12 protein-coding genes and 1 pseudogene are annotated in these 23,458 nt (G+C 68.9%); 4 read left to right on the top strand and 9 right to left on the bottom strand.

Annotated elements, in window-relative coordinates; all coding sequences use genetic code 11:
- Positions 1-88: 88 nt before the first annotated feature.
- From ACQKQA_RS03015 to ACQKQA_RS02990, 6 genes are all read right to left on the bottom strand, one after another.
- Positions 89-1,786, bottom strand: a complete 1,698-nt coding sequence (locus tag ACQKQA_RS03015) for an ABC transporter ATP-binding protein (RefSeq protein ID WP_427553346.1) — start codon at positions 1,784-1,786, stop codon at positions 89-91.
- Positions 1,783-3,522, bottom strand: coding sequence for an ABC transporter ATP-binding protein (locus ACQKQA_RS03010; RefSeq protein WP_427553344.1), 1,740 nt, complete (start codon positions 3,520-3,522; stop codon positions 1,783-1,785). The genes ACQKQA_RS03015 and ACQKQA_RS03010 overlap by 4 nt, the downstream gene beginning before the upstream one ends.
- Positions 3,519-4,556 carry a Gfo/Idh/MocA family oxidoreductase gene (locus ACQKQA_RS03005; RefSeq protein WP_427553342.1) on the bottom strand — a complete coding sequence of 346 codons (1,038 nt, stop codon included), beginning with the start codon at positions 4,554-4,556 and terminating at the stop codon, positions 3,519-3,521. Before ACQKQA_RS03005 ends, ACQKQA_RS03010 begins: the two co-directional genes overlap by 4 nt.
- On the bottom strand, positions 4,553-9,988 hold the full coding sequence (locus tag ACQKQA_RS03000; protein WP_427553340.1) for an amino acid adenylation domain-containing protein: 5,436 nt from the start codon (positions 9,986-9,988) through the stop codon (positions 4,553-4,555). Before ACQKQA_RS03000 ends, ACQKQA_RS03005 begins: the two co-directional genes overlap by 4 nt.
- Positions 9,985-14,316, bottom strand: coding sequence for an amino acid adenylation domain-containing protein (locus ACQKQA_RS02995; protein WP_427553338.1), 4,332 nt, complete (start codon positions 14,314-14,316; stop codon positions 9,985-9,987). Before ACQKQA_RS02995 ends, ACQKQA_RS03000 begins: the two co-directional genes overlap by 4 nt.
- Positions 14,317-14,482: 166 nt before the next feature.
- Positions 14,483-15,376 (bottom strand): helix-turn-helix transcriptional regulator, encoded by an 894-nt coding sequence (locus tag ACQKQA_RS02990; protein ID WP_427553336.1) that lies wholly within the window; start codon positions 15,374-15,376, stop codon positions 14,483-14,485.
- A gap of 220 nt (positions 15,377-15,596) precedes the next feature.
- Here ACQKQA_RS02990 and ACQKQA_RS02985 point away from each other — a divergent pair, with 220 nt between their 5' ends.
- Genes ACQKQA_RS02985 through ACQKQA_RS02970 form a run of 4 tightly spaced genes read left to right on the top strand, consistent with a single transcriptional unit; the run spans position 15,597 to position 19,744 of the window.
- A complete protein-coding gene (locus ACQKQA_RS02985; protein WP_427553334.1) occupies positions 15,597-17,264 on the top strand; it encodes a (2,3-dihydroxybenzoyl)adenylate synthase in 1,668 nt (555 codons plus the stop codon).
- 56 nt (positions 17,265-17,320) lie between these two features.
- Positions 17,321-18,058, top strand: coding sequence for a thioesterase II family protein (locus tag ACQKQA_RS02980; protein ID WP_427553443.1), 738 nt, complete (start codon positions 17,321-17,323; stop codon positions 18,056-18,058).
- A complete protein-coding gene (locus ACQKQA_RS02975) occupies positions 18,045-18,350 on the top strand; it encodes an isochorismate lyase (RefSeq protein WP_427553332.1) in 306 nt (101 codons plus the stop codon). The genes ACQKQA_RS02980 and ACQKQA_RS02975 overlap by 14 nt, the downstream gene beginning before the upstream one ends.
- A complete protein-coding gene (locus ACQKQA_RS02970; protein ID WP_427553330.1) occupies positions 18,347-19,744 on the top strand; it encodes an isochorismate synthase in 1,398 nt (465 codons plus the stop codon). The genes ACQKQA_RS02975 and ACQKQA_RS02970 overlap by 4 nt, the downstream gene beginning before the upstream one ends.
- A 365-nt stretch (positions 19,745-20,109) precedes the next feature.
- Here the strand turns inward: ACQKQA_RS02970 and ACQKQA_RS02965 are convergent.
- From ACQKQA_RS02965 to ACQKQA_RS02955, 3 genes and pseudogenes are all read right to left on the bottom strand, one after another.
- A pseudogene (locus ACQKQA_RS02965) lies at positions 20,110-21,120 on the bottom strand (chitinase); the annotation flags it as partial.
- Between the two features lie 37 nt (positions 21,121-21,157).
- Positions 21,158-21,793, bottom strand: a complete 636-nt coding sequence (locus ACQKQA_RS02960; RefSeq protein WP_427553328.1) for a lytic polysaccharide monooxygenase auxiliary activity family 9 protein — start codon at positions 21,791-21,793, stop codon at positions 21,158-21,160.
- A gap of 308 nt (positions 21,794-22,101) precedes the next feature.
- Complete coding sequence (locus ACQKQA_RS02955; protein ID WP_427553325.1) at positions 22,102-23,442, bottom strand: MFS transporter; 1,341 nt, start codon at positions 23,440-23,442, stop codon at positions 22,102-22,104.
- Positions 23,443-23,458: the final 16 nt, after the last annotated feature.

The raw sequence follows: 23,458 nt of genomic DNA, 5'->3' as shown, positions 1-23,458 counted from the left end.
GATAACAATTCTCATTAGTATCTTTTAAACGGACGATCGGACTTTTCGATTTAGTGACTTTTTCAATCGATGGCGGGCACGAATGCACCTAGGCATCGGCCCGGTTCCGCTCGACGAACCGCGCATACCAGGGGTGCGTCGCCAGCAGGTGCTCATGGCTGCCGCAGCCGCTCAAGCGCCCCTCCTCGAGCACCAGGATCTGGTCCGCATCGCGCACCAGCGCCGGGTTGTGCGACACCAGCACCAGCGTGCGCCGGCCGTGCAGCGCCCGCAGGCTGCGGTTGACCCGCGCTTCGCTGCGCGCGTCGAGGCTGGCGGTGGGCTCGTCGAGCAACAGGATCGGCGCCTCGGACAGCAACGCCCGGGCCAGGCCGACCCGCTGCCGCTGGCCGCCCGACAGCAAGGCGCCGCCCGGGCCGACTTCGCTGTGCCAGCCCCCCGGCAGGCTGTCGAGCGCCACGTCCAGCGCCGCCTGTTCGGCGGCCTGGGCCAGTTGCGCCGGGGTCGCCTGCGGCCGCGCCATGCTGACGTTCCACAACAGGCTGCCGGCGAACAGGCCGCTGTCCTGGAACACCTGGGTCATGTGCGCGGCCAGGGTCTGTTCGCTCAGTTGGCGGATGTCCACCTGCCCCAGCCGCACTTCGCCGGCCTGGGGGTCCATCCCCCGCCCCAGCAACGCCAGCAGCGTGCTCTTGCCCGCCCCCGACGGGCCGACGATCGCGGTGCAGGTGCCCGGGGCGCAGTGCAGGTCGAGATTGTCGAGCAGCGGCTCGCCGTTCTCCCCGTAAACCGTCAGGCCCTGCCCCTGCAGGCTGGCGTCCAGCGGTTGCGCGCCGGGCTGCGGGCTGTGCAGGGTCGACGCCGCCAGTACCGCCAGCACCTGCGACAGGGCCTGCCAGGCCATGCGCAAGGCCTGGTCCAGTTGCGCCAGTTGCGACAGCGGCTCGATGAAGCGCACCAGCAAGACCAGCACCGCCACCAGCAACGCCCCCGACAAGCTTCCAGCGCCCACCGCCAGCACGCCGCCGACCAGGACCGCCGAGAACACCATCTGCACCGCCGTGGCGAACCCCAGGCTGGCGGGCAATGCGCGGCGATTGAGCAAGCGGGTCGCGCGATGCTGTTCCCGCAGCCCTTCGTGCAGGGCGCGCTGCCCCTGGCTGGCGGCGCCGGCGCTGCGGATCAGCGACTGCTGTTCGGCGAAGGCCTGCAACAGTTGCCCGGCGTGGCGATCCACCTCCTGGCGCCGTTGCTCCAGGTCCAGGCTGCGCCGCCCGGCCCAGCGCAGCAGGCCGAACAGCGGCAGGTAGGCCAGCGCCAGCAGCAGCGCCAGGCGCGGCGCGATGGCGAACAGGCCGAGCACCACCACCGTCGGCGTGACCAGGGCGGTCACCAACGGCGCCAACAGATGGGCGGGAATCCCCATGCTGTTGAACACCGGCCCGCGTACCAGCCCTTCCCGGTCCTGTTGCCGGCCCCGCGGCAGCCGGGGCAAATGCTCCAGCAGGCGCGATACCAGCCCCGCCGCCAGGCTTGCCCCGGCCAGGTAACCGCGACGCTGCGCGGCATAGCTGACCAGGGCGTGGAGCAACGTCAGCCCCAGCAACAGCCACACGCTCTGCGCCACGGCGGCGTCCGCGGCGTCGAACCAGGCCAGGATCAGCGGCACCAGCGCCAGTCCCGCCAGGCCATCGAGCACGGCAGCCACGACCATCCAGGCCAGGGCGCTGCGCAGCGCTCTCCAGGCGCGATCCGGCAGTTGGCGCAGGGGCGAAAGAAAACTCATGACACAGACTCCAAATGATCGGCGCTCGGCATCTGCTCGAGCCACAACTGACGGTAAAGGCCCTCGACGGCCAGCAAATCCTCATGGCATCCGCGCTGCACGATCCGGCCGTCGCACAGCACCAGGATCTGCTCGGCATGGCGGATGGTTTCCAGGCGGTGGGCGACGATCAGCCGGGTGCGCCCGGCGGCGCCGTACCTGAGGGCCGCGCGCAAGGCGCGTTCGGTCTGCGGGTCGGTGGCCGATGTCGGCTCGTCCAGCAGCATGATTGGCGCGCTGGACAACAGCGCCCGGGCAATGGCCAGGCGCTGCAACTCGCCGCCGGAGAGGCGCACATCGTCGCCGGCGATGCTCGCGTAGCCCTTGGGCAGGGCCATGATCCGGCTGTCCAGGCACGCCGCCCGCGCCGCCTCGCGAATCTGCGCGAGGCTGGCGTCGGGCCGATACAGGGCAATGTTCTGCGCCAGGGACAGGCGCAGCGCGCCGGCGTGCTGGAACACCAGCGCCAGGTGCTGCTGCAACGACTGGCTGGCGATCTGCCGGACATCCACCCCGCCCACCAGCACCTGCCCGCGGTCCACGTCCATGAACCGCGCGATCAGCCCGGCCAGGGTGCTCTTGCCCGCGCCCGAGGGCCCCACCAGCGCCGTGGTGGTGCCCGGTTCCAGCCGCAGGTCGATGGTCGACAGCACCGGCACCGCGCCATGGGCGAAACACACATCGCGCAGTTCCACGCTGGAGTCCCGGGGCGCTTGCGGCGCGTCGGGCTCCGGCAGCGGCGGCGTGCTCAACACCTCCTGCAGGCGCTGCGCGCTGACCCGCGCGCTGTTGAGCGCATCGAAGCCGTGCCCCATCGCCAGCACAGGGGCGGCCATGGCGCGCAACAGCAGCAAAAAGCCGCACAGCTGCGCCGCGCCGACCGCGGTCAGCCCCGGCAGCAGCGCCCCCAGCACCACCCAGGCCAGGAGCCAGGGCGCGCTGAGCAGCACCTGGATCACCGCGGCCAGGTGGCCGGCGCGGCTCACCCAGTGGCTGAAGCGCTGGTCGAACCGCTGCACCGCCTGTTGCAGGCGCTGGTGGATGCCGGCCCCGGGAAACTGGCGCACCAGCCCCAGGTTGGCGGCGAACTGGCTGTAGTCGCTGAACAACTGGCCGATGGCCGCGTTGCGCTGCTCGACGTCTTCCCGGTAATGGGCCGAGCCCAGGCGCCAGTAGCCCAAGGCCCCCAGCCCCAGCGGCAGCAGGCACCAGAGCGCCAGGACGCTGTCACTCCACAGCAGGTACGCGAGGGTGGCCAGGGGAATCAGCAGCAGGTTGACCAGGTCGGTCGGCGCATGCCCCACCAGTTGGTGCAGCGCCCGCACATCCTGCTCGGCGTAGCGGGTCACGCCTTCGCTCCCCAGCCGGGCGAACCAGCCCATGGGCAGGCGCTGCAGATGCTCGGCCAGGCGTACCCGCAAGCCGTTGCACAGGTTGGCATCGACTTCGTGGGTCAGGTGCAGCGCCAGGGTCTGGCCGCACAGCCACAGGGTGGAGCCGACGACCGCCAGCAGCACCCAGGCGGACACCCCGGGCGCCAGCGGCGGCGCCCGGTGCAGGCTGTCCGCCAGTTGCCCCAGGGCGATCAACGGCAGCAGCGAGCTGATCCCGGCGACGGCCTGCACCGCCACCGCCAGCCACAAGCGGGCGCGAAAAGGCCGCAACAGCGCCTGCAGTTCAGGCCCGAGCAGGTTCATCTGATCGCCTCCAGGGCCCGCTCCAGGCGGGCCGCCGGCAACGCCCGGGGCGGCGTCTCGGGGAAGCCGATGGCGGCCGTCACCTGCTGCCACAGCCCGACCACGTCCAGGCTGCGCTGTTGCAGGCGCGCCAGCCCGACGCCGTCGATCAAGGGTTGCAGGGCGCTGGCCGCGGCCTGGGGCCAGACCTGGCCGTAGACAGTCGCCCATTCCGGGCAGGCGTCCATCAGCACTTCGGCGCAAGGCAAGGCCTCACCGCCCAGGTCGAACAAGCCGTCGGCGTCCTCCCGGGGCGCGCGCACCGCAGGCATCCACAGCAACGGCCCGTGGGGCGAGGCCAGCAGCAAGGTGCCGCTGTCGGTGGCGAGGCTGATCCGCTGCAGGAACTGCATGCGGCCGTCGTCGGCCGCCGCCAGTTCGTTGACCACCCGCAGCGACACCGGCACCTCGGCCATGGCCAGGCTGATATCGCGCCACGGCGACAGCGCCGACGCGGGCGGGTCCAGCGACCAGGGCCCCACCGACTCCAGCAACGCCGCCAGCAGGTCCAGGGTCGCGTAGCTCACCTGCACCGCGCAGTTGGCCTCGATGTGGCGGATCCCCTGCTGGCGATGCAGTTGCCGGCCAAGCTCGATGAAGCGCGCCACCCACGGCAGTTGCGGGTAGAAGCTGTTGAGCAGGCAACGCCGCTGCAGGCGCGCCGCCGTGCGCAACAGCTCATGCCACTCCTGGGGCAACAGCGGGTGTTCGATCAAGACGTCCAGGCCGCGGGCCATCAGCGCTTGCGCCAGGGCCGGGCCTTGCTCGCCCCGCGCCGCGCCGCCCACGGCCACGCAGGCCAGGCGGGTGTCGTCGGGCACCTGCTCCAGGGCGTCGAAACAGGGCACGTCCAGGCGCCGGGCCAGGGCCTGCGAGCGGCGGCTGCCCTGCCCCAGCACGCCCACCAGTTCAAGGTGTTCGGCGGCGGCGACGCCCGCGGCATAGAACTGGCCGAATCGCGAGCCCACCACCAGGGTTTTGACGGGGTTGTTCATGGACGGTGTTCCTCCAGCAAATGACGACTGAGCCCGGCGTTCAGGCAATCGAAGTGATTGCCGCGCAGGGTCTGCACGGTGAGCGGCGCCAGCGTTGCCGCCTGCCACCAGGCACGCAGGCTGGCCTGGTGATCGGCGATCAGCGGGTTGCCGACGCTGGGCACGAACAGCCGCACGGCCCCGACATAAGGCGCGTTGTCGCTGTAGTGGCTGGCCCGCACGGAATGGGCGAAGACCCGGTACAACTGCTCGTTGGCGATGCCGCGGGCGGCGGCTAGCACCCGGGACTTGAGCGACGCTGCGTCGAAGTCCCGCAGGATCGCCTCCAGGCTGCCCGCGGCCAGGTGCTGCGGGCAGTCCTGCAACGCTTGGCCCAGCGCCCCTTGCAGTTGTTCGGCGGACGGCAGGCCCAGCGCCTCGCCGTCCAGGCCGAGGGTGGTGGCGAAGCTGTAGAGGATCAGCAACTCATCGTCCACCCGGTACGGAATGCGGTAGCTGGAGACAATGTCCACCTGGCGCACCTCGGCCCCCAGTTGCAGCAGGGCCTTGGCCAGTTCCAGGGTCACCAGCCCACCGGAGCAGTAGCCCAGCAGGTCGAAGCGGCGCCGGCCGCTGTCCCACAGGGCCTGGGCATAGCGCTTGCCGAGGGTCGCGTTGACGTGTTGCGGCGCGAGGCGCAGGTAGTCCTCGCTGTCGTGCACCGCCAGCCCCAGCAGCGGACCGCTGCCGGCCAGCTCGGCGATCAACCCGCGATACGGCAACAGCGTGCCCAGGCCTTCATGCACCAGCACCCGAGGGATGCCGTCGCCGGCGGCCAGTTCGCTCAGGGCATCCGCCCGCCGGCGCCCGGCCAGCGGCGCACGAGCCATACCTTGGGCTGGGGCCGGCGCCGACGTCGCTGGCGCGGCCTGCGCCGCGGCGCCCGGCTGGCTGCCTGGCTCCTCGCCCGCTTCGCTGCGCAGCCGCTGCGCCAGGCCGGCCGGGGTCGGCTGGCTGAGGGCCCAGCGCAGCAGGCGGTCGAAGGGTTGCTCCCGGGCCAGGGGTTCCTGTTCCCGCAGGCCGGCGATCAATTGTGCGATCAGCAGCGAGTCGCCGCCGGCGGCGAAGAAGTCCTGCTCCGCCGACAGGCCGCTGCAATCGAGCACCCGTTCCCAGTGGCCGATCAGGCGCCGGACCAACTCGTCCGCCACCTCGGCCCGGACCTGGCGCACCGGCTCCAGCTGGCGCTGCTGCGCCTGGTCGGCCAGGGCGCGGCGGTCGATCTTGCCGTTGGCCGTCACCGGCAGGCGGTCCAGCACCCGGACCTGGGCCGGCACCATGTAGCGCGGCACGCGCTCGGCGATAAACGCCAGCAGGGTCTCGGCCGCCAGCCGTGGCCGGTCGGTCTTGACCCGCGCCACCAACAGGTCGTAGCCCAGCAGCGACAGCGGGCTGCGGGACGACGCCAGGGACTGGGCGCGATCCCCCGGCTCGCTGTCGAGCCACTCCAGCCACTGCGGCGTATGCACGAACAACTGGCCGTTGGCCGCGCGCACGTCGCGGGGTGTTTCCATCATCAGGCTTTGGCTGATGCTGATTTCCCGGTGTTCGCGGGTCAGTTCCTGGATCACCAGCCAGGCATCCGCCTGCATCAGCTGGCGCAGGCCGGCCAGCAGGCCCGGGGTGTCCAGGGCGTTGTTCAGGGCCCCGGAACTGAGCAGCAGGTCCAGCGAACCGGCTGGCAGGCCCTGCTCGCAGGCGGGCTTGTTCATGTCGAAGTGCATGAAGCGCACCCAGGGGTACTCGGCGAAGCGTTCCCGCGCGGCATTGAGGAAGTAGCTGGACACATCGCTGAACAGGTAGTCGATCTGCACCCCGGCCGCCACCAGTGGCGCCAGCGCCGGGATGACCGCGGCACTGGCTGCGCCGGTGCCGGCGCCGACCTCGAGAATGCGCCAGGTGCGCTGGCCTTCGCGGGCGACTATGGCGCTGACCGCCTCGGCCATGGCCCGGTGCAACGCCTGGGCGTGCAGGCCTTTGCTGTACATCGCGTCGGCGATATGCGCCGAACCCTCGGGGAACATCAGGCTCGCCGGGCTCAGGCGGCCGTCCAGTTGCTCGGCCAGGCGCATGGCGCTGCCCCGCAGGTAGTCCACCAGTTCCGCAGGCCACAACCCGGGCGGCGCCAGCTCGGCGAAACGGGCCCAGGCCTGCGCCTGGTCGAACTCGCCCGGCTCCACGGTGCAGCGCCAGCCTGCGCCTTCGGCTTGCAGGTAGCCGCTGGCGGTCAACAGGCTCAGCCAATGCCGCAACAGCCGTTGCTGGCCGGGCTCAAGCGCCAGGGCCTGGCACAGGGGGGCAAATTCCACGCATTGCCCCCGCCCCAGCAAACCGCTGCCCGCCAGCCAGTGCAGCAGCGAGGCGTCCGCCGCCCGGTCCAGCGCCGCCAGGGCGGCCTGGATCGCCTCCCGCGGGCCGAAATCCGCCTGTTCCAGGGTATTGCGCGCCTGGGCCAGGACCTGCTGCATCTCCGTGTCCAGGCGTTGCGGGTTCGCAGCCGCGGCCTGCAGGGTGACAAAGCTGCACAGCGAGCGCTCGTGACGCTCCCCCAGCAGCACCGTGGTGCTGGCCGCGATCTGCGGATGGGCCAGCCAGCCGGCGTCGATTTCCGCCAGCTCGATGCGATGGCCACGGATTTTCACCTGATCGTCCTGGCGCCCGAGGAACTCGATCAGGCCGTCCTCGTCCAGGTAGCGGCCCTGGTCCCCGGTGCGGTACAGGCGTCGCCCGCTGGCATGGGTGATAAAGCGTTCGGCGCTGCGCTGCGGGTCTTCGGCGTAGCCCAGGGCCAGGCCGAGGCCGCCGATATGGATCTCGCCGCGCACGCCCAGCGGGCATTGCCGGCCCAGGCTGTCGAGGACTTCCAGGGTCTGGCCCTTGAGCGCCCGACCGTAGGGGATGCTCGGCAAGGCGGTATCGGCCGGGCGGATCGGATGTTCCACCGACCAGATCGCCGCCTCGGTCGCGCCGCCCAGGCTGAACAGCCGGCTCTCGGGCCAGCGCTGCCACCAGCGGGTCGGCAAGGTGGTGGGGATCCAGTCCCCGGACCACATCACGCAACGGGGCCCGGGAATCGCCGCCGGCTCCGTCTCCAGGTAATCCATCAGCATCTGCCCCTGGGCCGGCACCGAGTTCCACAAGGTCACGCCGTGCTCGAGCATCAGTTGCGCCCAATGGGAGGGGTCGGCCCCTCGATCGGGGTCCGGCAACACCACCTGCGCGCCCACCGCCGTGGCCCCGAAGAAGTCGTACACCGAGAGGTCGAAACTCAGCTCCGCCAGCCCCAGCACCCGGTCTTCGGCGTTGACCCCGTAGCGCTGGTTGATGTCGTCCAGGGTGTTGACCACCGCGCCGTGGCTGAGCATCACGCCCTTGGGCGTGCCCGTGGAGCCGGAGGTGTAGATGATGTAGGCCAGGTCGCCGGCCCGTACCGCCCGCGGTTCCCGCGGCGGCCACTGGCGGTCGGCCGGCAGGCGATCGATGGCGATGCGCGGCAACTCAAGGGCCGCCGGCAGCGTCTCGGCCTCCAGGGTAATCACCGCCGCCATCCCCGCGTCCCGCAGGATGGCTTCGCGGCGCAGGGCCGGCTGGCGGATGTCCACCGGCACATAGGCCGCGCCCAGCTGGGTGATGCCCAGCACCGCCATCAGTTGCCAGGCGCTCTTGGGCAGCATCACCGCCACCCGCGCGCCCGGCGCCACCTCCAGGGCCTCCAGCGCCGAACGCACGGCCTCGGCCTGCTGGGCGACCTGGCGATAGCTGTAGTTACCGTCGCGGTCGCTGATCACCGGCGCGTCCGGGGTGCGCAGCGCCTGCCGGGCGAAGCCGCCGGCGATGTTGCGGTCCTGGGCCGTCTCGCCCGAGAGGCGCGGCGCCTGCTGGCGCGGCAGGACGATATCGCCCCGGACCTGCCACAGCTGCGCGTCCCGGGACAGGCGCAGCAGCAGATCGACATAGGCCTCGAACATCTGCGCAGCCATGCCCTCCGGGAGGACCCCGGCGCGCACGTCCCAACCGATCTGCAAGCCGCCGTACTGGTCACTGACCTGGCAGTCGATCCAGACCTGGGGCGTTTGGCTGATCATGTAGCTCGGCGGCTGCAGCAGGTGCCCCGCCTCCCCCAGCAGGCGTTCGACGCTGCCGATGCCGCTGGTGAAGACCACCGGCATCAGGTCGGCGCCGCGGCCCTGGACCCGCGCCAGTTCGCGCAGCACATCGACCCCGGTGAAACGGCTGTGGTCCAGGTCGTCGAACAACTGCGCGCCAATGCGCCGCGCCCGCTGCACGAAGCTCGCGCCACTGGTGCCATGCACCTCCAGCAGGCTCAGGGCGGTGAAGTCGCCCAGCACCTGGCCCAGTTGCGGGTGCAGGTCCGGCCGGTTGAGCACGGTGAGGTTCAGGCAGAAGTCCGGCGTCTGGCTCCAGCGCCCGATGACCTCGGCGAAGGCCGCCAGGGTCACGCCGGCGGCGCTGAGGCCCTGGGCGCTGGCCAGGGAACAGAGGGCGTTCCATTGCGCCGCGCCGAGCACGCCGTGGTGGTGGACGAAACGGGTGGAACGGATGCCGGCGTCGTCGCTCAGGGGCAGGTCCGGGCGCCCGGGCAGGCTGTCCAGGCGCGCCAGCCACCAGGCCTTGTCGTTCTGCCAGGCGACGCTTTCCCGCGCCTTGTGTTCGTGTTGCAGGTAGTCGCGAAAGGTCGCCTCCAGCACCGGCCAGTGCCGCACCGGCTCCAGGTAACGCTGGGTCAGCTCCACCAGCAGCAGTTGCAGGCTGGCGTAATCGATCAGGGTGAAATCCACCGAGCAATGCAGGATCGCCTGCTCGGCGCCCAGGCTCAGTTCGGGCAACAGGATCGGCCACTGGTCGAGGGCATGACAGGCATGGTCCAGGCGCTCGCGCACCTGTTGCAGGTGAGCCTCGAAGGCCTGCGGCGCGGCCTGGCGCAGGTCGTGCAGCGGCAAGCGCTGCCACGGCACCTGGCCCTGCACGCATTGACGGCTGTTGTCCTGCACCACCGCGCGCAACATCGGGTGGCGCCGCACCAGGGCGTTCCAGGCATGCTCCAGCTGTTCGGCGTCGACGTTTGCCGGCCAGGGGTATTCGACATACAGGTGGCAGGCGTTGCCGCCGTACTCGAACGCCGGGTTGCGCCCCAGCACATAGGCCCCCTGCACCGCGCTCAGGGCGAAGGGTTGCAGCGCCCGTTCGGGGTCCGAGCGCCAGTCCGAGCGGGGCGACAGATGGACCATCAGCGCTTCGCGCTGGGCGCGGATGCGCTGCGCCAGGGCCGGGTCGAGGGCGCCTTCCGGCGCACGAAAATGCAGCTTGCCTTCGCTGGTCCAGAGTTCGATCTGGCGTTCGCGGCAGATGTGCAACAGGTCGTCCAGGTTCATAGCACGCCCTCCTCGAGAGTGACGCTGCGCGCCAGCAGCGCGGCCATGCCGGCCAGGGTCGGCTGCAGATAGAAATCGCTCATGCGCAGGCTGACGCCCATTTGCTCGCGCACACTGGCCAGCAACCGGGTGGCCAGCAGGCTGTCGCCCCCCAGGCTGAAAAAGGTTCCTTGGGCACTGCGCACCGGGCGGCCGAGCACGGCCTCCCAGCACGCAGCCAGGGCCTGCAGCTCGATGGGCAACTCGCCCGCCTCGCCGTCCGCCGGCTGCCGACGTTGCAAGGCCTGCGTCAGGCTGGCCTGCAAGCGGCCGCGGTCGATCTTGCCGTTGGCGTTGAGCGCCAGGCGCGGCAGGCACCACAGGTGTTCGGGGCGCATCGCCTGGGGCAAGCGCTGCTGCAACCATTGCTGCAGCTCGTCGCTGGCCAGCGTGTCGCCCGCCGCCCTGGCGCCGACCAGCAGCATCGCCGGGTTGCGCCACAGGCAGTGCAGGTCGGCAAAGCCACCCTGGCCGAGCAGCCGCGCGATCTGCGCGGCCTCGGGCAAGGCCGGCGGGCGGCTGTCCAGCAGCGCCGCGCCGACCAGGCGCAGCGGCGAATCGCGCAACAGGTCGGCCAGCAACAGCCGGCCCTGGGGCTTGAGCAGCGCCCGGGCCAGGTTCAGGCCGTCGCCGGGCTGCCCATAGCTGTGCAACGCGGCGAAGCTGATGACCAGGTCGTAGCCGGCCCAGTGCTCGGCGGGCAACAAGCCGTCCAGCAACAGGTGCCCGGTGACATGCGGGCGCTTGCCGGCGGTGGCGGTAGCGGCGGCCAGCAGGCCGGGGCTGGTGTCGAACAGGGTCACCTGCAGGTCGCAGTGGTCCAGGTGGTTCAGCCATTGATCGAGCAACTGCCCGCCGCGCACATCCAGCACCGCCACCTTCAGCGGCCCGGCCTGGGCGTTGCACTGTTGCTGCACCGCGCCGCTCAGCACCTCCAGCAGTTGGCGCCCGGCCGGCAGGTTCAGGGCCATGGCCTGGGGCGCCAGCAGCGGATCGAACAGCACTTGCGCGGCGCCGTCTTCAGTGCGCAGCAGCCCCTGCAGCGAGCCGACCATGGCCTGCAGGTCCGCCTCGCGCCAGCCCAGTTGCGCCAGCGCGTCGCCCAGGCTCAGCGACTCGGCGGGTTGGCGTTGCAGCCACTGGCGCCAGGTGTCGAGCAGCGGCCGTTCGGGCAGCGGCGGGCCTTGCAGCAGCCGTTGCAGCAACTCGAGGGTGACCCGGGCCTCCGCCTGCGGGGTGTCGTCCAGCGCCGACGGCCCCTGCAAGGCATCCGCCGCCACCTCCAGCGGTGGCGCGCTCGTCACCAGCACCGCACCGAGGCTGGCGACGCTGCCGGGCAAGACCGCGGCGCAGGCGCTGTCGATCAGCGGATGGGCATTGAGCGCCGCCTCGATTTCCCCCAGTTCGATGCGTTGCCCGCGCACCTTGACCTGCTGGTCGATGCGCCCGAGGAACTCCAGGGTGCCGTCGCTCCAGAAGCGCCCGCGATCCCCGGTGTGGTACCAGCGCCCGCGGTCGTCGCTGCGAAAACGTTGCGCGGTCAGGCGCGGGTCGTTGCGATAACCCCGCGCCAGGCTGCCGCCGCCGATCAGCAGTTGCCCCACCACCTGGTCGGGCACATCCCGCCCGTTGCCGTCCACCACCCGATAGGCCTGGCCCGCCAGGGGCTTGCCATAGGGGATCGACGGCCAATGGCCGGGCACTGCATCGATGCTCTGCAGGTTCGACCAGATCCCGGCCTCGGTGGCGCCGCCCAGGCCGTACACCCGGCATTGCGGCGTGGCGTGGCGGCGCAGGCGCGCGGCGAGGTCCAGGGCGATCCAGTCCCCCGACAGCAGCACCGCCCGCAGGCTCTGGTAGCGACAGTCTTGCGCGGCAATGCCCAGGGCCATTTCCAGCAGCGCCGGCGCCGAGTTCCACAGGCTCACCCGGTGCTCGGCGATCAACTGCGCCCAGCGCGCCGCGTCGCGGGTTTCCTCCGGTTGCAGCAACACCAGGCGGGCGCCCTGCCCCAGCACGCCGAACAGGTCGAACACCGACAGGTCGAAATCCAGCGCCGACACCGCCAACAGGCAGTCGTCGCGGTCGATGCCGAGTTCGGCCTGCAGCGCATCGATGGTGTTGATCGCCGCGCCGTGGCTGACCTCGACGCCCTTGGGAATCCCGGTGGAGCCGGAGGTGTAGATCACGTAGGCGCTGGCCTGCGGCGCCTGCGGGCGCGGGGCGGCCAGGGGCGTCGCCTGCTCCAGGCACGCCGGGTCCAGCCAGCGCAACGGCGGGCTGTCGGGGGTGAGCGTCGGCGGTTGCTCGGCGATCACCAGGGCGATCCCCGCCGCCGCTTCGATCAGGCCACGGCGGGCCGGCGGTTGCGCGGTGTCCACCGGCACGTAGCAGCCGCCCGCCGCCAGCACGCCGAACACCGCGACGATCTGCCCCAGGCCGCGGGGCAGGCAGATTTCCACCGCCTCGCCCGGGCGCATCCCGGCCTCCAGCAGGCCGCCGGCCACCCGCAGCGCACGCGCCGCCAGCTCGCCGTAGGTGCAGCGCTGCTCGCCGCAGATCAATGCCAGGGCGTCCGGCCGCTGGGCGCTCTGGCGGAAAAAGTCCTCCAACAGACCGCGCCCCGGGGCCAGGGCCGGCACGCTGTTCTGCCGCTCGCGCCGGGCCTGTTGCGCCAGGGGCAGCAGCACCGGCTGCGGCTGGTCCCAGTCGCTGTCGGCCAGGCGCTGCACCAATTCGACATAGGCCTGGAACATCGCCTCCAGCACGCCCTCGGCGAACAGTTCGGCGATGCTGTCCCAGGCCAGCAACAGGCCGTCGTCGACCCGGTACAGCTGGTGGTCGAGCCACACCTGCGGAGTTTGCGAGAGCATGTCGTGCAGGTCGCCGAACACCTCGCGGAAGCTCGCCGGAATGAAACCCGCCTCGTTCAGGTTGCTGGAGAACACCACCGGCGCCGAACGCGGATGCCCCTGGCGCCGGCCTTCGCGCAGCACCTCCAGGGCAGGAAACGCCGAACGGTCGATGGTTGCATGCAGGCCCCGCTGGAACTGCCGCGCCGCTTCGGCGAAGGGCAGCTGCGGCGCGTCCTGGCATTCCACCAGGAGCAAGGTGGTGAAGTCGGCGATCGCCCGATCGATGTCGGGATGGTCGTCGTGGCGGTCGAACAGGGGCACGTTGAGCAGGAAGTCCGGCTGCTCGCTCCAGCGCGCCAGCACCGCGTTGAAGGCGGTGGCGAACACGCAGGACAGGGTCAGCCCGTGACGGGTGGCCTGGGACTGCAGGCGCTCGGCCTCGGCGCGGCTGAGCACGAAGGCCTGGCGACTGAAGCGCGGCTCGCGGATCGACTCAGGCGCGCGCGCCAGGGGCAGCGCCGGGCCGTCGGGCAATTGCACCAGGCGCTGGCACCAGTATTCGCGATCCCGCTCATAGGCTTCGGCGCGCCGCTGCCGGCGGCGGTTCAGGTAATCGGCAAAATGCAGGGACGGCGCCGGCAACAGGGCGGCCGGCGCCTGGTAGGCCTGGCCCAGCTCCGCCAGCAACAGGCGCAGGCTTTCCACGTCGGCCGCCAGCAGGTCGACGCTCAGCCACACCCGGTCGCGGCCATCGGGCCACTGCACCAGGCCCACCAGCATCACCTGCCCGGCTTCGACCGCCAGGCACTGGTGCGAACGCCAATGGCGCAGCTCGTCCCAGGCCTGTTGCGCGGCGGGCAGCGACAGCCGGCGCCAGTCCTGATGGTCGAACGCCGGCTGTGGCGGCGTCGCCAGGATGCGTTGGCGCCCGTCGTTGAAACTGGCCCGCAGCATCGGATGCCGGGCCTGCACCAGGCTCACGGCCGCGGCCAGACGCTGGGGGTCGATGCCCTGGCAGGCGAACTCAAGCCAGGCGTGGCAACTGATGTTGCCCAGCACTTCGGCCGGTCCGCGCCCCAGCCAGTAGGCCTGCTGCACCGCGCTGAGCTCGAAGCTCTCGTCGGGCGCCGCCGCGGGTGCCACAGGCGCCAGCGGCGCCTGGCTCGGGGCCTGGCCGCGCAGCAGCGCCAGCCAGGCGCCGATCCATGGCTCGGCGCTCAGTTGGGCAAAATCGATCCGTAGCCCGTGGCTGCGCAGGCGCTCTTGCAAGTACATCAGGCGGATCGAGTCCAGCCCGCAGCCGAGGAGGTTTTCCTCGTCGCCCAGGCTGTCGATCTCGTCCGCGGTCGCTCCCAGCAACTGGGCCAGGTGTTCGATCAACCAGCTACGCAGCGGGTTGGTCGAGGTCGTGTCTGCTGTTGTCAGCTCGCTCATGAAAAGCTTCCTGTGGCCAGTCGAGATAAAGTCTGCGGCTCACCAGAATGGAAGCCATTATCAAATGAGACTTTATCGCAAGCAGATTTTCAGGAAGCGCCCGGGGCTTTAGATCCACGGGCCTTTTCATTCGATTCAGGGACAACGGCCCGCAGGCCGGGGTCCGTCAGCGGATCTCGCTGGGCGATACGCCGTAGCGTTTGCGAAAGGCGATGGAGAAATGTGCCGGGCTATAGCCCACGCCGTAGGCCACGGTGGAGACATTGCTCTCTTCGTCGCTGAGCATACGGTGCGCTTCGCTGAGGCGATGTTCGTGCAGGTAGCCGAACACGCTGGTGCCGAACACCTTGCGAAACCCCGCGGTGAGCTTGCGCGGGCTCATGCCGACATGGCTGGCCAGGGCATTGAGGCTCGGCGGTTCGAGCAGCGAGCGCACCAGGCGGTCCCGCGCCGCGTGCACCCGCTCGACGTCCGAAGCGGTGATGCGCAGCTTCTGTTCCGGCTGCCCGCGCTCGCCCAGCAGGAACTGCGCGCTCAGGGCCGTCAGTTCCAGCGCCTTGCCGCCCAGGTACAGCGAGCGGCTCGGGCCCTGCATCGGGCAAGTGGCGATCTGCGTCGCCAGGGCCTGCATCGCCCGCGGCGCCGGACGCACCATCATGTAGGGGTCGCCACCGCCGCCGGCCAACAGCTTGCGCGGCGCCATGCCCAGGTGCCGGTCCAGGGACTCCAGGTCCAGTTGCACGATGGTGTAGCGCAGCGGCGTCGAGGTGCCGTAGATCTGCGACGAGGTGAACTCGCCGTCGTTGACGATGGTGCACAGGCTCGGGCCCTTGATCGATTGCTCGGCGTGCCCGGGGATCCGGCAAGACAGCTCGCCGCTTTGCACCAGGATCAGCTTGAGACCGCGCTCCAGCGGGTCTTCGACCCAGTCCTCGGTCTCGGACCAGAGGGTGCCGGTCACCAGCGTCATGTGCGGTTCCAGATAGACCGTTCCGGGTTGGTTGCCCTTGGGTTCGGCCTGGGTTTCCTGTTGATTCGGGGCGATGATCGTAATAGTCATGGGTTTTCCCTTGATCCTGAGGCCATTACGCGGGGGTGACCTGAATATAAGGGAGGCTTTTAAACCCTAAACCTCCCTGTTTGAAGCCACTGCGTATTTCATCTAATGAAAAAGTCGCGGTACCGAAAGCCTTCGCGTTGAGAAGCCGTCGACAAAGGACAATGATAATAGATCTCATTTAGCCATTTGTAGCCATTTATTTCTACAAATAGGAGATTCCATGTCATTGCTCCCCTCCTCCCGTATTCCCGACTCCGTGGGCGACGCGCCCGACTGGCCGGCCGCGTTTGCCCAGCGCTACCGCGAGGCCGGCTACTGGCAGGACCAGACCTTCACCCAGGCGCTGGAGGCGGCGGCCGCCCGCAACCCCTCGGCGATCGCGATCAGCGACGGCCCCTTGCACCTGAACTACCGCGAGCTGGTGGACCGCTGCCGGCGCCTGGCCGGCGGCTTGCGCCGGCTGGGGGTACAAGCCGGCGACAACGTGGTGGTGCACCTGCCCAACGGCAGCCGTTTCATCGAAGTGTGCTTTGCCCTGTTCCGCCTGGGCGCCCGGCCGATTCTCGCCCTGCCCGCCCACCGTCAGCTGGAGATCGGCGGCTTTTGCAGCTTCGCCCAGGCCTCGACCTACATCGGCTGCGACCTGCTGGAAGGGTTCGACTGCCGCCAGATGGCGCGCCAGCTGGCCGCGGCCAATCCGCACCTGCGCCAGGTCGTGATCGATGGCGACAGCCAGGAATTCACCGCCCTCGGCGAGCTGTACGGCGGCGAGCCGCTCGCAGAGGATGCCGGCTGCGCCGAGGCGGTGGTCTGTTTCCAGCTGTCGGGCGGCACCACCGGCACCCCCAAGCTGATTCCGCGCCGGCACGCCGAATACCTCTACAACGTGCGCGCCAGCAGCGAGGTCTGCGGCCTGGACGCCAGTACCGTGTATCTCGCCGCCCTGCCCATGGCCCACAACTTCACCCTGTGCTGCCCCGGCGTGATCGGTACCCTGCTGGCCGGCGGCCGGGTGGTGTGTACCCGGCGCTCCGACCCGGACACCTGCTTCGCCCTGATCGGCGCCGAGCGGGTCACCGTCACCGCCCTGGTGCCGCCGCTGGCCATGCTCTGGCTCGACGCCCAGGCCCAGCGCCAGGCCGACCTGTCGAGCCTGCGCCTGCTGCAGGTCGGCGGGGCGAAACTCTTGAGCAGCGCCGCGGCAAGGGTCACGCCGGTGCTCGGCTGCGCCTTGCAGCAAGTGCTGGGCATGGCCGAAGGGTTGCTCTGCTACACGCGCCTGGACGACCGCGAGGAGCTGATCCTGCACACCCAGGGCCGCCCGTTGTGCGCCGACGACGAAGTGCGCATCGTCGACGAGCAAGGACAGCCGGTGCCCGACGGCGAAGTCGGCGAACTGCAAGTGCGCGGGCCCTACACCATTCGCGGCTACTACCGCCTGCCCGAACACAACGCCAAGGCATTCACCGCCGACGGGTTCTATTGCAGCGGCGACCGGGTGCGGCGCACCGCCGAGGGTTACCTGGTGGTCGAGGGCCGGGACAAGGACCAGATCAACCGCGGCGGCGAGAAGGTCGCCGCCGAGGAAGTGGAAAACCTGCTGATCGAGCATCCGCAGGTGCACGACGCGGCGCTGGTGGCGATGCCGGATGCGGTGCTGGGCGAATCCACCTGCGCCTTTATCGTCGCCCGCGATCCGGCGCCGTCGGCGTTCGGCCTCAGGCAGCACCTGCGCAGCCAGGGCCTGGCCGCGTTCAAGGTGCCGGACCGCATCGAGTTCGTGGCGCAATTCCCGCAGACCGGGGTCGGCAAGGTGAGCCGCAAGGATTTGCGCGAACAGCTGCGCGTGGCCTGGCTCGACGCCAACCGCGGGAGCGCCGCCTCGTGAGGCCGGACCTGTTGGCCCAGGGCGAGCGCTGGGTGCGGCCCTATCGCCTGTCGCCGATGCCGCGCTGGCGCCTGGTGTGCTTCGCCCATGCCGGCGGCAGCGCGAGCTTTTTCCGCGACTGGGTCGGCGCCCTGCCTGCCGACGTCGACCTGCTGGCCATCCAGTACCCGGGGCGCGAGGACCGCTTCAGCGAACCCTGCCTGACGGACATGCACAGCCTCGCCGAGGCCGCGAGCCAGGCGCTGCTGGGTTACGCCGACCGGCCCCTGGCCCTGTTCGGCCACAGCCTCGGCGCCGTGGTGGCCTACGAGGTGGCCATGCGCCTGGAGCGACAGGCGATCGCCGTCGACCACCTGTTCGTTTCCGCCCACCCGGCCCCGCAGTGCCAGCGCGGCGGGCACCTGCACAGCGGGCCGGACGAAGCCTTGCTGGACGATGTGCGCCGCCTGGCCAGCCGCCCCAATCCCCTGCTGGAAGACCCGGCCCTGCGGGAGCTGTTCCTGCCCAGCCTGCGCAGCGACTACCGCATCGTCGAGACCTACGGCCGTGCGCAACCGCTGCCGCTGGGCAGCCGAATCGAAGTGTTCTACCCCGAGCAAGACCCCGAGGTCGATCTCGAGGAAGCCCTGGCCTGGCAAGCCGCCAGCCACCAGCCACTGCACCTGCGGCGCTGGGACGGCGAACACTTCTACCTGATCGAGCAGCGCCAGGCGCTGCTCGATGCCCTGGCGGCCACGCTGTTCGGCCCCGCCCACTCCCATCCCCTGAGGAAACCTGTTCATGAAAACCCCTGACGCTTGCGAGGGCCTACCGGACATCCGGATCGCCATCGACTCACTGGACCACCAGATCATCGAGCTCATGCGCCAACGTATGGCTTACGTCAAAGCCGCCGCCCGTTTCAAACCGACCGAAAGCAGCATCGCCGCGCCCGAGCGGGTGGCGCAGATGCTCCCGCAACGGCGCCAGTGGGCCGAGGAAGCCGGGCTGGAAGCGCACTTCGTCGAAACCCTGTTCGCCCAGATCATCCATTGGTACATCGCCCAGCAGGTCCGGCACTGGCGCGCCACGAGAACCCCGGCATGAGCGCCTTTACCCAACTGGCGGAACACGCCGGGGAGCTGACCCGCGTGTTCGAACAGGCTCGCCAGCGTGCCGCCGGGCAAGGCGCGCCAGTGTTGGCCAGCTATGCCCTGGAGATCGGCGAACTGGACCTGCTGGAGCTGTTTTGCAAGGCCGACCGGCCCCACGCCGAAAGCCTGTTCTGGCGCGCTGCCGATGGCGGCCGGAGCCTGTTCGGCTGGGGCGTGGCGGCGCAACTGAACGGCACCGGCGAGCAACGTTTCGCCACAGTGGACCGGCAATGGCAGCACTGGCTGCAGAGCGCGGTGATCCATGGCCCGCAGCCGCCGGCGATCTGCGGCGGCTTCCGCTTCGATCATCAGGTCGCGGCCAGCGAGGCCTGGCAGGGCTTTGGCGACGGTTCGATGCTGCTGATGACCTTGCTCCTGGTGCGCGACGGCGAGCAGTGCTGGCTGGTGTGCCAGCAGCGGATCGGCGCGACCGACGATGCCGCCAGCCGCTGCGAGCACGTGCTGAACGAATGGTACGGGCTGATGGATCACTACCTGTCGCCGGCGGCCTCGACGGTCGCGCCGCGCCATACCGGCGACCGCTGCCTGCCTCGCGCCGCCTGGGAAAGCAAGGTCGCCCATGCGCTGGACGTGCTGCATGACACCGCGCTGAAAAAGGTCGTGCTGGCGCGCGAGGTGCACAGCGAGTTTTCCCATGCCGTCAGCCCCGGCCGCACCCTGGCGCGCCTGGCCAGCAACGATCCCGCGGCCTACCTGTTCGCCTTCCGCCGCCAACAGGCGTGCTTCATCGGCGCCTCGCCGGAACGCCTGGCGAAGCTCCACGACGGGCGCCTGCAAACCCTGGCGCTGGCCGGCACCAGCCGCCGCGATCCGGACCCGCAGCGCGATGCCGAACTGGCGCGGGCGCTGCTGGACTGCAAGAAAAACCGCCACGAACACGCGGTGGTGGTGCAGATCATCCAGAGCGACCTGGCACCCTGGGTGGACCGGCTGCGGGTACCGGAGTCGCCCTCGATCCAGCGCCTGAGCCGGGTGCAACACCTGAGCACGGTGATCGACGGCCAGCTGCGCCCGAACGCCAGCCTGTTGCAGGTGGTGGCGACCCTGCATCCGACCCCCGCGGTCGGCGGCCACGAGCGACGCCAGGCCATGGAGCATATCCGCCAGTTCGAAGGGTTCGACCGCGGCTGGTACGCCGCGCCGCTGGGCTGGCTGGATGCGCGGGGCAACGGCGAATTCATCGTCGGCCTGCGCTCGGCCTTGCTCAACGGTCGGCAAGCCAGCCTGTTCGCCGGCTGCGGCATCGTGCAGTGCTCCGACCCGGCCAGCGAATACGAGGAAACCTGCATCAAGCTGGCCGGCATGCAGGCAGCCTTGCAGGCTTGAGCCCCAGGCGGGCCGGGGCAGCGTCTGGAGACGATTTTCAAGGGGCTGCATGGCAACTCGTCGTTCCAGTCCCGCTCGTGGGTCCGGTAGGCCTGGGTTGACGCGACGGTGAAGGAGTGCTGGCTGGATATCGGTGTCTGCACTGCTTCATCTCCACCTGCGCTTCGGGGATCCGGCTAGCCTCTGCAGGCCTCATCGGCAAAAAAAATCCGATGCCTTGCGGCATCGGATTTTCATTGCTTGCCCTTAGCGATCAAGTCAATGGGCTTGACTGTCGAGCAGCCGGCACGTCTGCCGGATGTCTCATCGATCGAGTGCTAGTGGGCGGCCTGCGGCAGGGACTCGTCCTGCGTCGAGGGGGACGGCTTGCCACCGTTGATCAACGGCCCGTAGCGCCGGCTGAACTCCTGGTTGTAGGCCACGTGGTCCTTGTTGAACCCGTTGTCCCAGTTGACCGACCAGGTCATCAGGCCCTTGATCGACACCCCTTTGGCATGGAGGCGTTTGAACGCATTGGAAACGGCCGTCGGGTTGACCACGTACCCGGTGGCAGCGGCATCGACGTTGGCGGGCAGGCCAATGACGAATTTGTCAGCCGGGATCTTGGTGAAGCCGCGAGTACCACTGACCAGGCTTTCGGTCAGGTAATAGAGGAAGTCCTCTTTCATGGCATCGTTGTTCTGCGCGATCCATGCCCCCCTGCCATTGTTGGCCTCCTGAACCCAGAGGCCGTCGCCGCCCTGATTGTAGAACTGCGGCGCGATGAAGTCGTAGTAGCCTTCCAGGGCCTTGAGGTAGCCGACATATCGACCGGCAGCGGTCAGATAGGGGAACTCCGGTGCCATGCTGATGATGAAATGCTTGCCCTCGGCAGCATAGTGATCCTTGACCAGCTTCAGCGCGGCAGGCAGGACCGTCTTGTTGCTGGCGGCATCAATCGCGCTCTGTTCGAGATCGATGTCCAGCCCGTCAAAGCCGTAGGTTTCCACCAGGCGGATGATTTCATTGGCCAGCGGCTGTTCGTGGCCCGGGTTCAACGCGATATGAGCGTCAGCGCCTCCCAGGGACATCAGCACCGCCCTGCCCTGGCTGTTCAGCACGCCCACCTGGCGACGAAACTCGGCATCGGACAGGTTGTACGGCTTGAACGTCGGAATACCGCTGCCTTTCATGAACGCCACGACCACCACGTTGTAGTCCCGGGGCACATCCTCCAGGCTCATATTGGCAAACTGCCCGCGCTGGTAGCCGTCCGCAGGGCCGGCCGGCCAGTTGTGCCAGTAGCCCATGAGAATCTGCTTGCCATCCAGGCTCGGCATCCGCGCCGCGGCGTCATCCTTCGCGGCTTTCAGTTGGGTAAAGTCAATCTTTAACATGTTCTAATCCTTCAGAACGTTTGGACGATCCGCAGACTTACTTGAAGTCGACGTCGAAGGCTTGATAGAAGGCGTTGCCGGTATTGGCCACGATCCACATCAGGACAATCACGTGACGGCCCTTTTTGTTGGCCGGAAGCTTCACTTCGTGATCGACCTTGGCCTTCAATTCGCCGGCATGGCTGTAGTAAGGCACCTGCGGATAGAAGTCCTCGGCGAAAGGTTGAGCCTCCAGTTGCGCACGGGTGATGCGCTGTTTCGGATCCCAGCCGTCCTTGGTGATCAGCCAGCGATAGCCACGGGTGGTATGCGGTGCGGTGTACTGCCAGGTCACCTTGAAGATCTGGCCTGGGTCGACGTTGAGCATCGGCCAGGTGAAGGCGCGGTTGAGCTTCTTGCTCATTTCCTCATCGGTGAAGTTGACGCAGTCCCGGGCATCGGCCTTGCCACCGCTGAGGATGAAGCCATCGGCCGGTGGCACGACGCTTGGGTTGTCCGACTCGAACGGTGCGGGGAACGGACCTGCCGCCAGGGCCGGGAAGTTCTTGCCGCCTTCCATTTCATTGACCTGCCAGCCGCCCAACAGGCCCAGGTCGATCGCGACTGCGCCGCGGGAGGCTGGGGAGGTGACGCGACCATGGCGAAGCGGTGCTTGGGTTTGTGGTTTGTTCATGTTTATTGCTCCATTAATTTAAGAAACTCTCCCTTTCCAAAGGAGAGGTCTGCAAACTAACCGAGCTGGATTTTTTGTCCACGCGCCCATTTTTCGTTCTGCATCACGCTGGCAGAGGAATCGCCCGAGAATACTGGATAAATAACCAGTATCACTAGAATTATCCTACCTACCCTGAGGCAAAAGTCCTACACGCCCAAGCGGTGCTTGTCAGTGTCATGGGCAATGCACAAACCACCCCATACCTGCCAATGACACCGGGCGACCGAATGGCGCCAACCCACCAGGGCCGGCGCCGGCCGGTGGGCTCAAGGTTGCGGATTGACCAGCAGTGGCGCAGCCCCGCTGCGCGGGTGCCGGACGTCGTGGGTACAGGCGACGAAGTCCTCCCTGCGCAGCACGACCAGGGCCAGCAGCGACGCGACCCCAGTCGCCACGTAGAAGTACCAGGGCGCAGTGATGTCGCCCGTGACTTTGATCAGCCAGGTGGAAATCAGCGGCGCGCTGCCGCCGAACACCGCCACCGGGATGTTGTAAGCCACGGCGATGCCGGTGGAGCGGATGCGGGTCGGCAGCAACTCGCTCATCAGGGCATAGGTCGAGGACGCATAGAGCCCGAACAGGATCGCCACGGCCATCAGCGGCCAGAACAAGGTGGCCGGGGTGGCGTTGGGCGCGGCCTTGAAGAACCAGTACATGGCCAGGGTCGCCAGGGTACCGATCACCATCAGGAACGGCTTGCGTCCATAACGGTCGGTGAAGGCACCGCCGAAGGGCATGACCACCGCCGCCGAGAGGCTGGCGACGAACACATAGAGCAAGGTGGTGCCGCTGTCGAACCTGAGGGTGTTGGACATGTAGGTCGAAGCGAAGGTCAGCACCAGATAGAAGATCGAGCTGTGCAGGGTAATGATGAAGAACACCAGGGCGATCGAGCGCTTCCACTGCCAGACCTCGCGCAGCGGCGCCTTGGCGGTCTGCCCGGCCTGCACCAGGGCCAGGAACTCCGGGCTGTCCTCCAGCTTCAGGCGGATATACAGCGAGATGAAGCCCAGGGGACCTGCGATCAGGAACGGGATCCGCCAGCCCCAATCCTGCATCAGCTCGGCGCCAAGGGCCCAGGTCATGCCATTGGCCACGGCGCCCCCCAGGAGCAAGCCGAGCACGGCGGTGACCATCAGCCAGCAGGTGGCGAACCCCCGGCGCCCGGGGCTGGCGTATTCGGAAATGAAGCTGGTAATGGTGCCGATCTCGCCACCGGCGGAGAACCCCTGCACACAGCGGATCAGCACCAGGATCACCGGCGCGGCGATGCCGATGCTGGCGTAGGTCGGCAACAGGCCCAGCAGGCAGGTGGAGCCGGCCATCATCACCAGCACCGTGATCAGGGTCTTGCGTCGGCCGATCTTGTCGGCCAGGGGGCCGAAGAACAGGCCGCCCAGGGGCCGGATGAAGAAGCTCAGGGCAAAGGCCGCGAAGCTCGCCAGAAGGCTGCTGGAGGGATCGTCGGAGACGAAGAAGGCCTTGCCGATGTACAGGGCCAGGAAACCGTAGACGCCATAGTCGTACCACTCGATCAAGTGGCCGGAAGTGGCGCCGATGAAGGCCCGGCGCCGCTGGCGCTGGGAGTTGGAAGGTGACACGCCCATTGTGGGGACTCCTGTC

The sequence above is a fragment of the Pseudomonas sp. NPDC089530 genome, from assembly GCF_050280705.1.
Classification (GTDB): Bacteria; Pseudomonadota; Gammaproteobacteria; order Pseudomonadales; family Pseudomonadaceae; genus Aquipseudomonas.
This window is presented reverse-complemented; position numbering and strand designations above follow the sequence as displayed.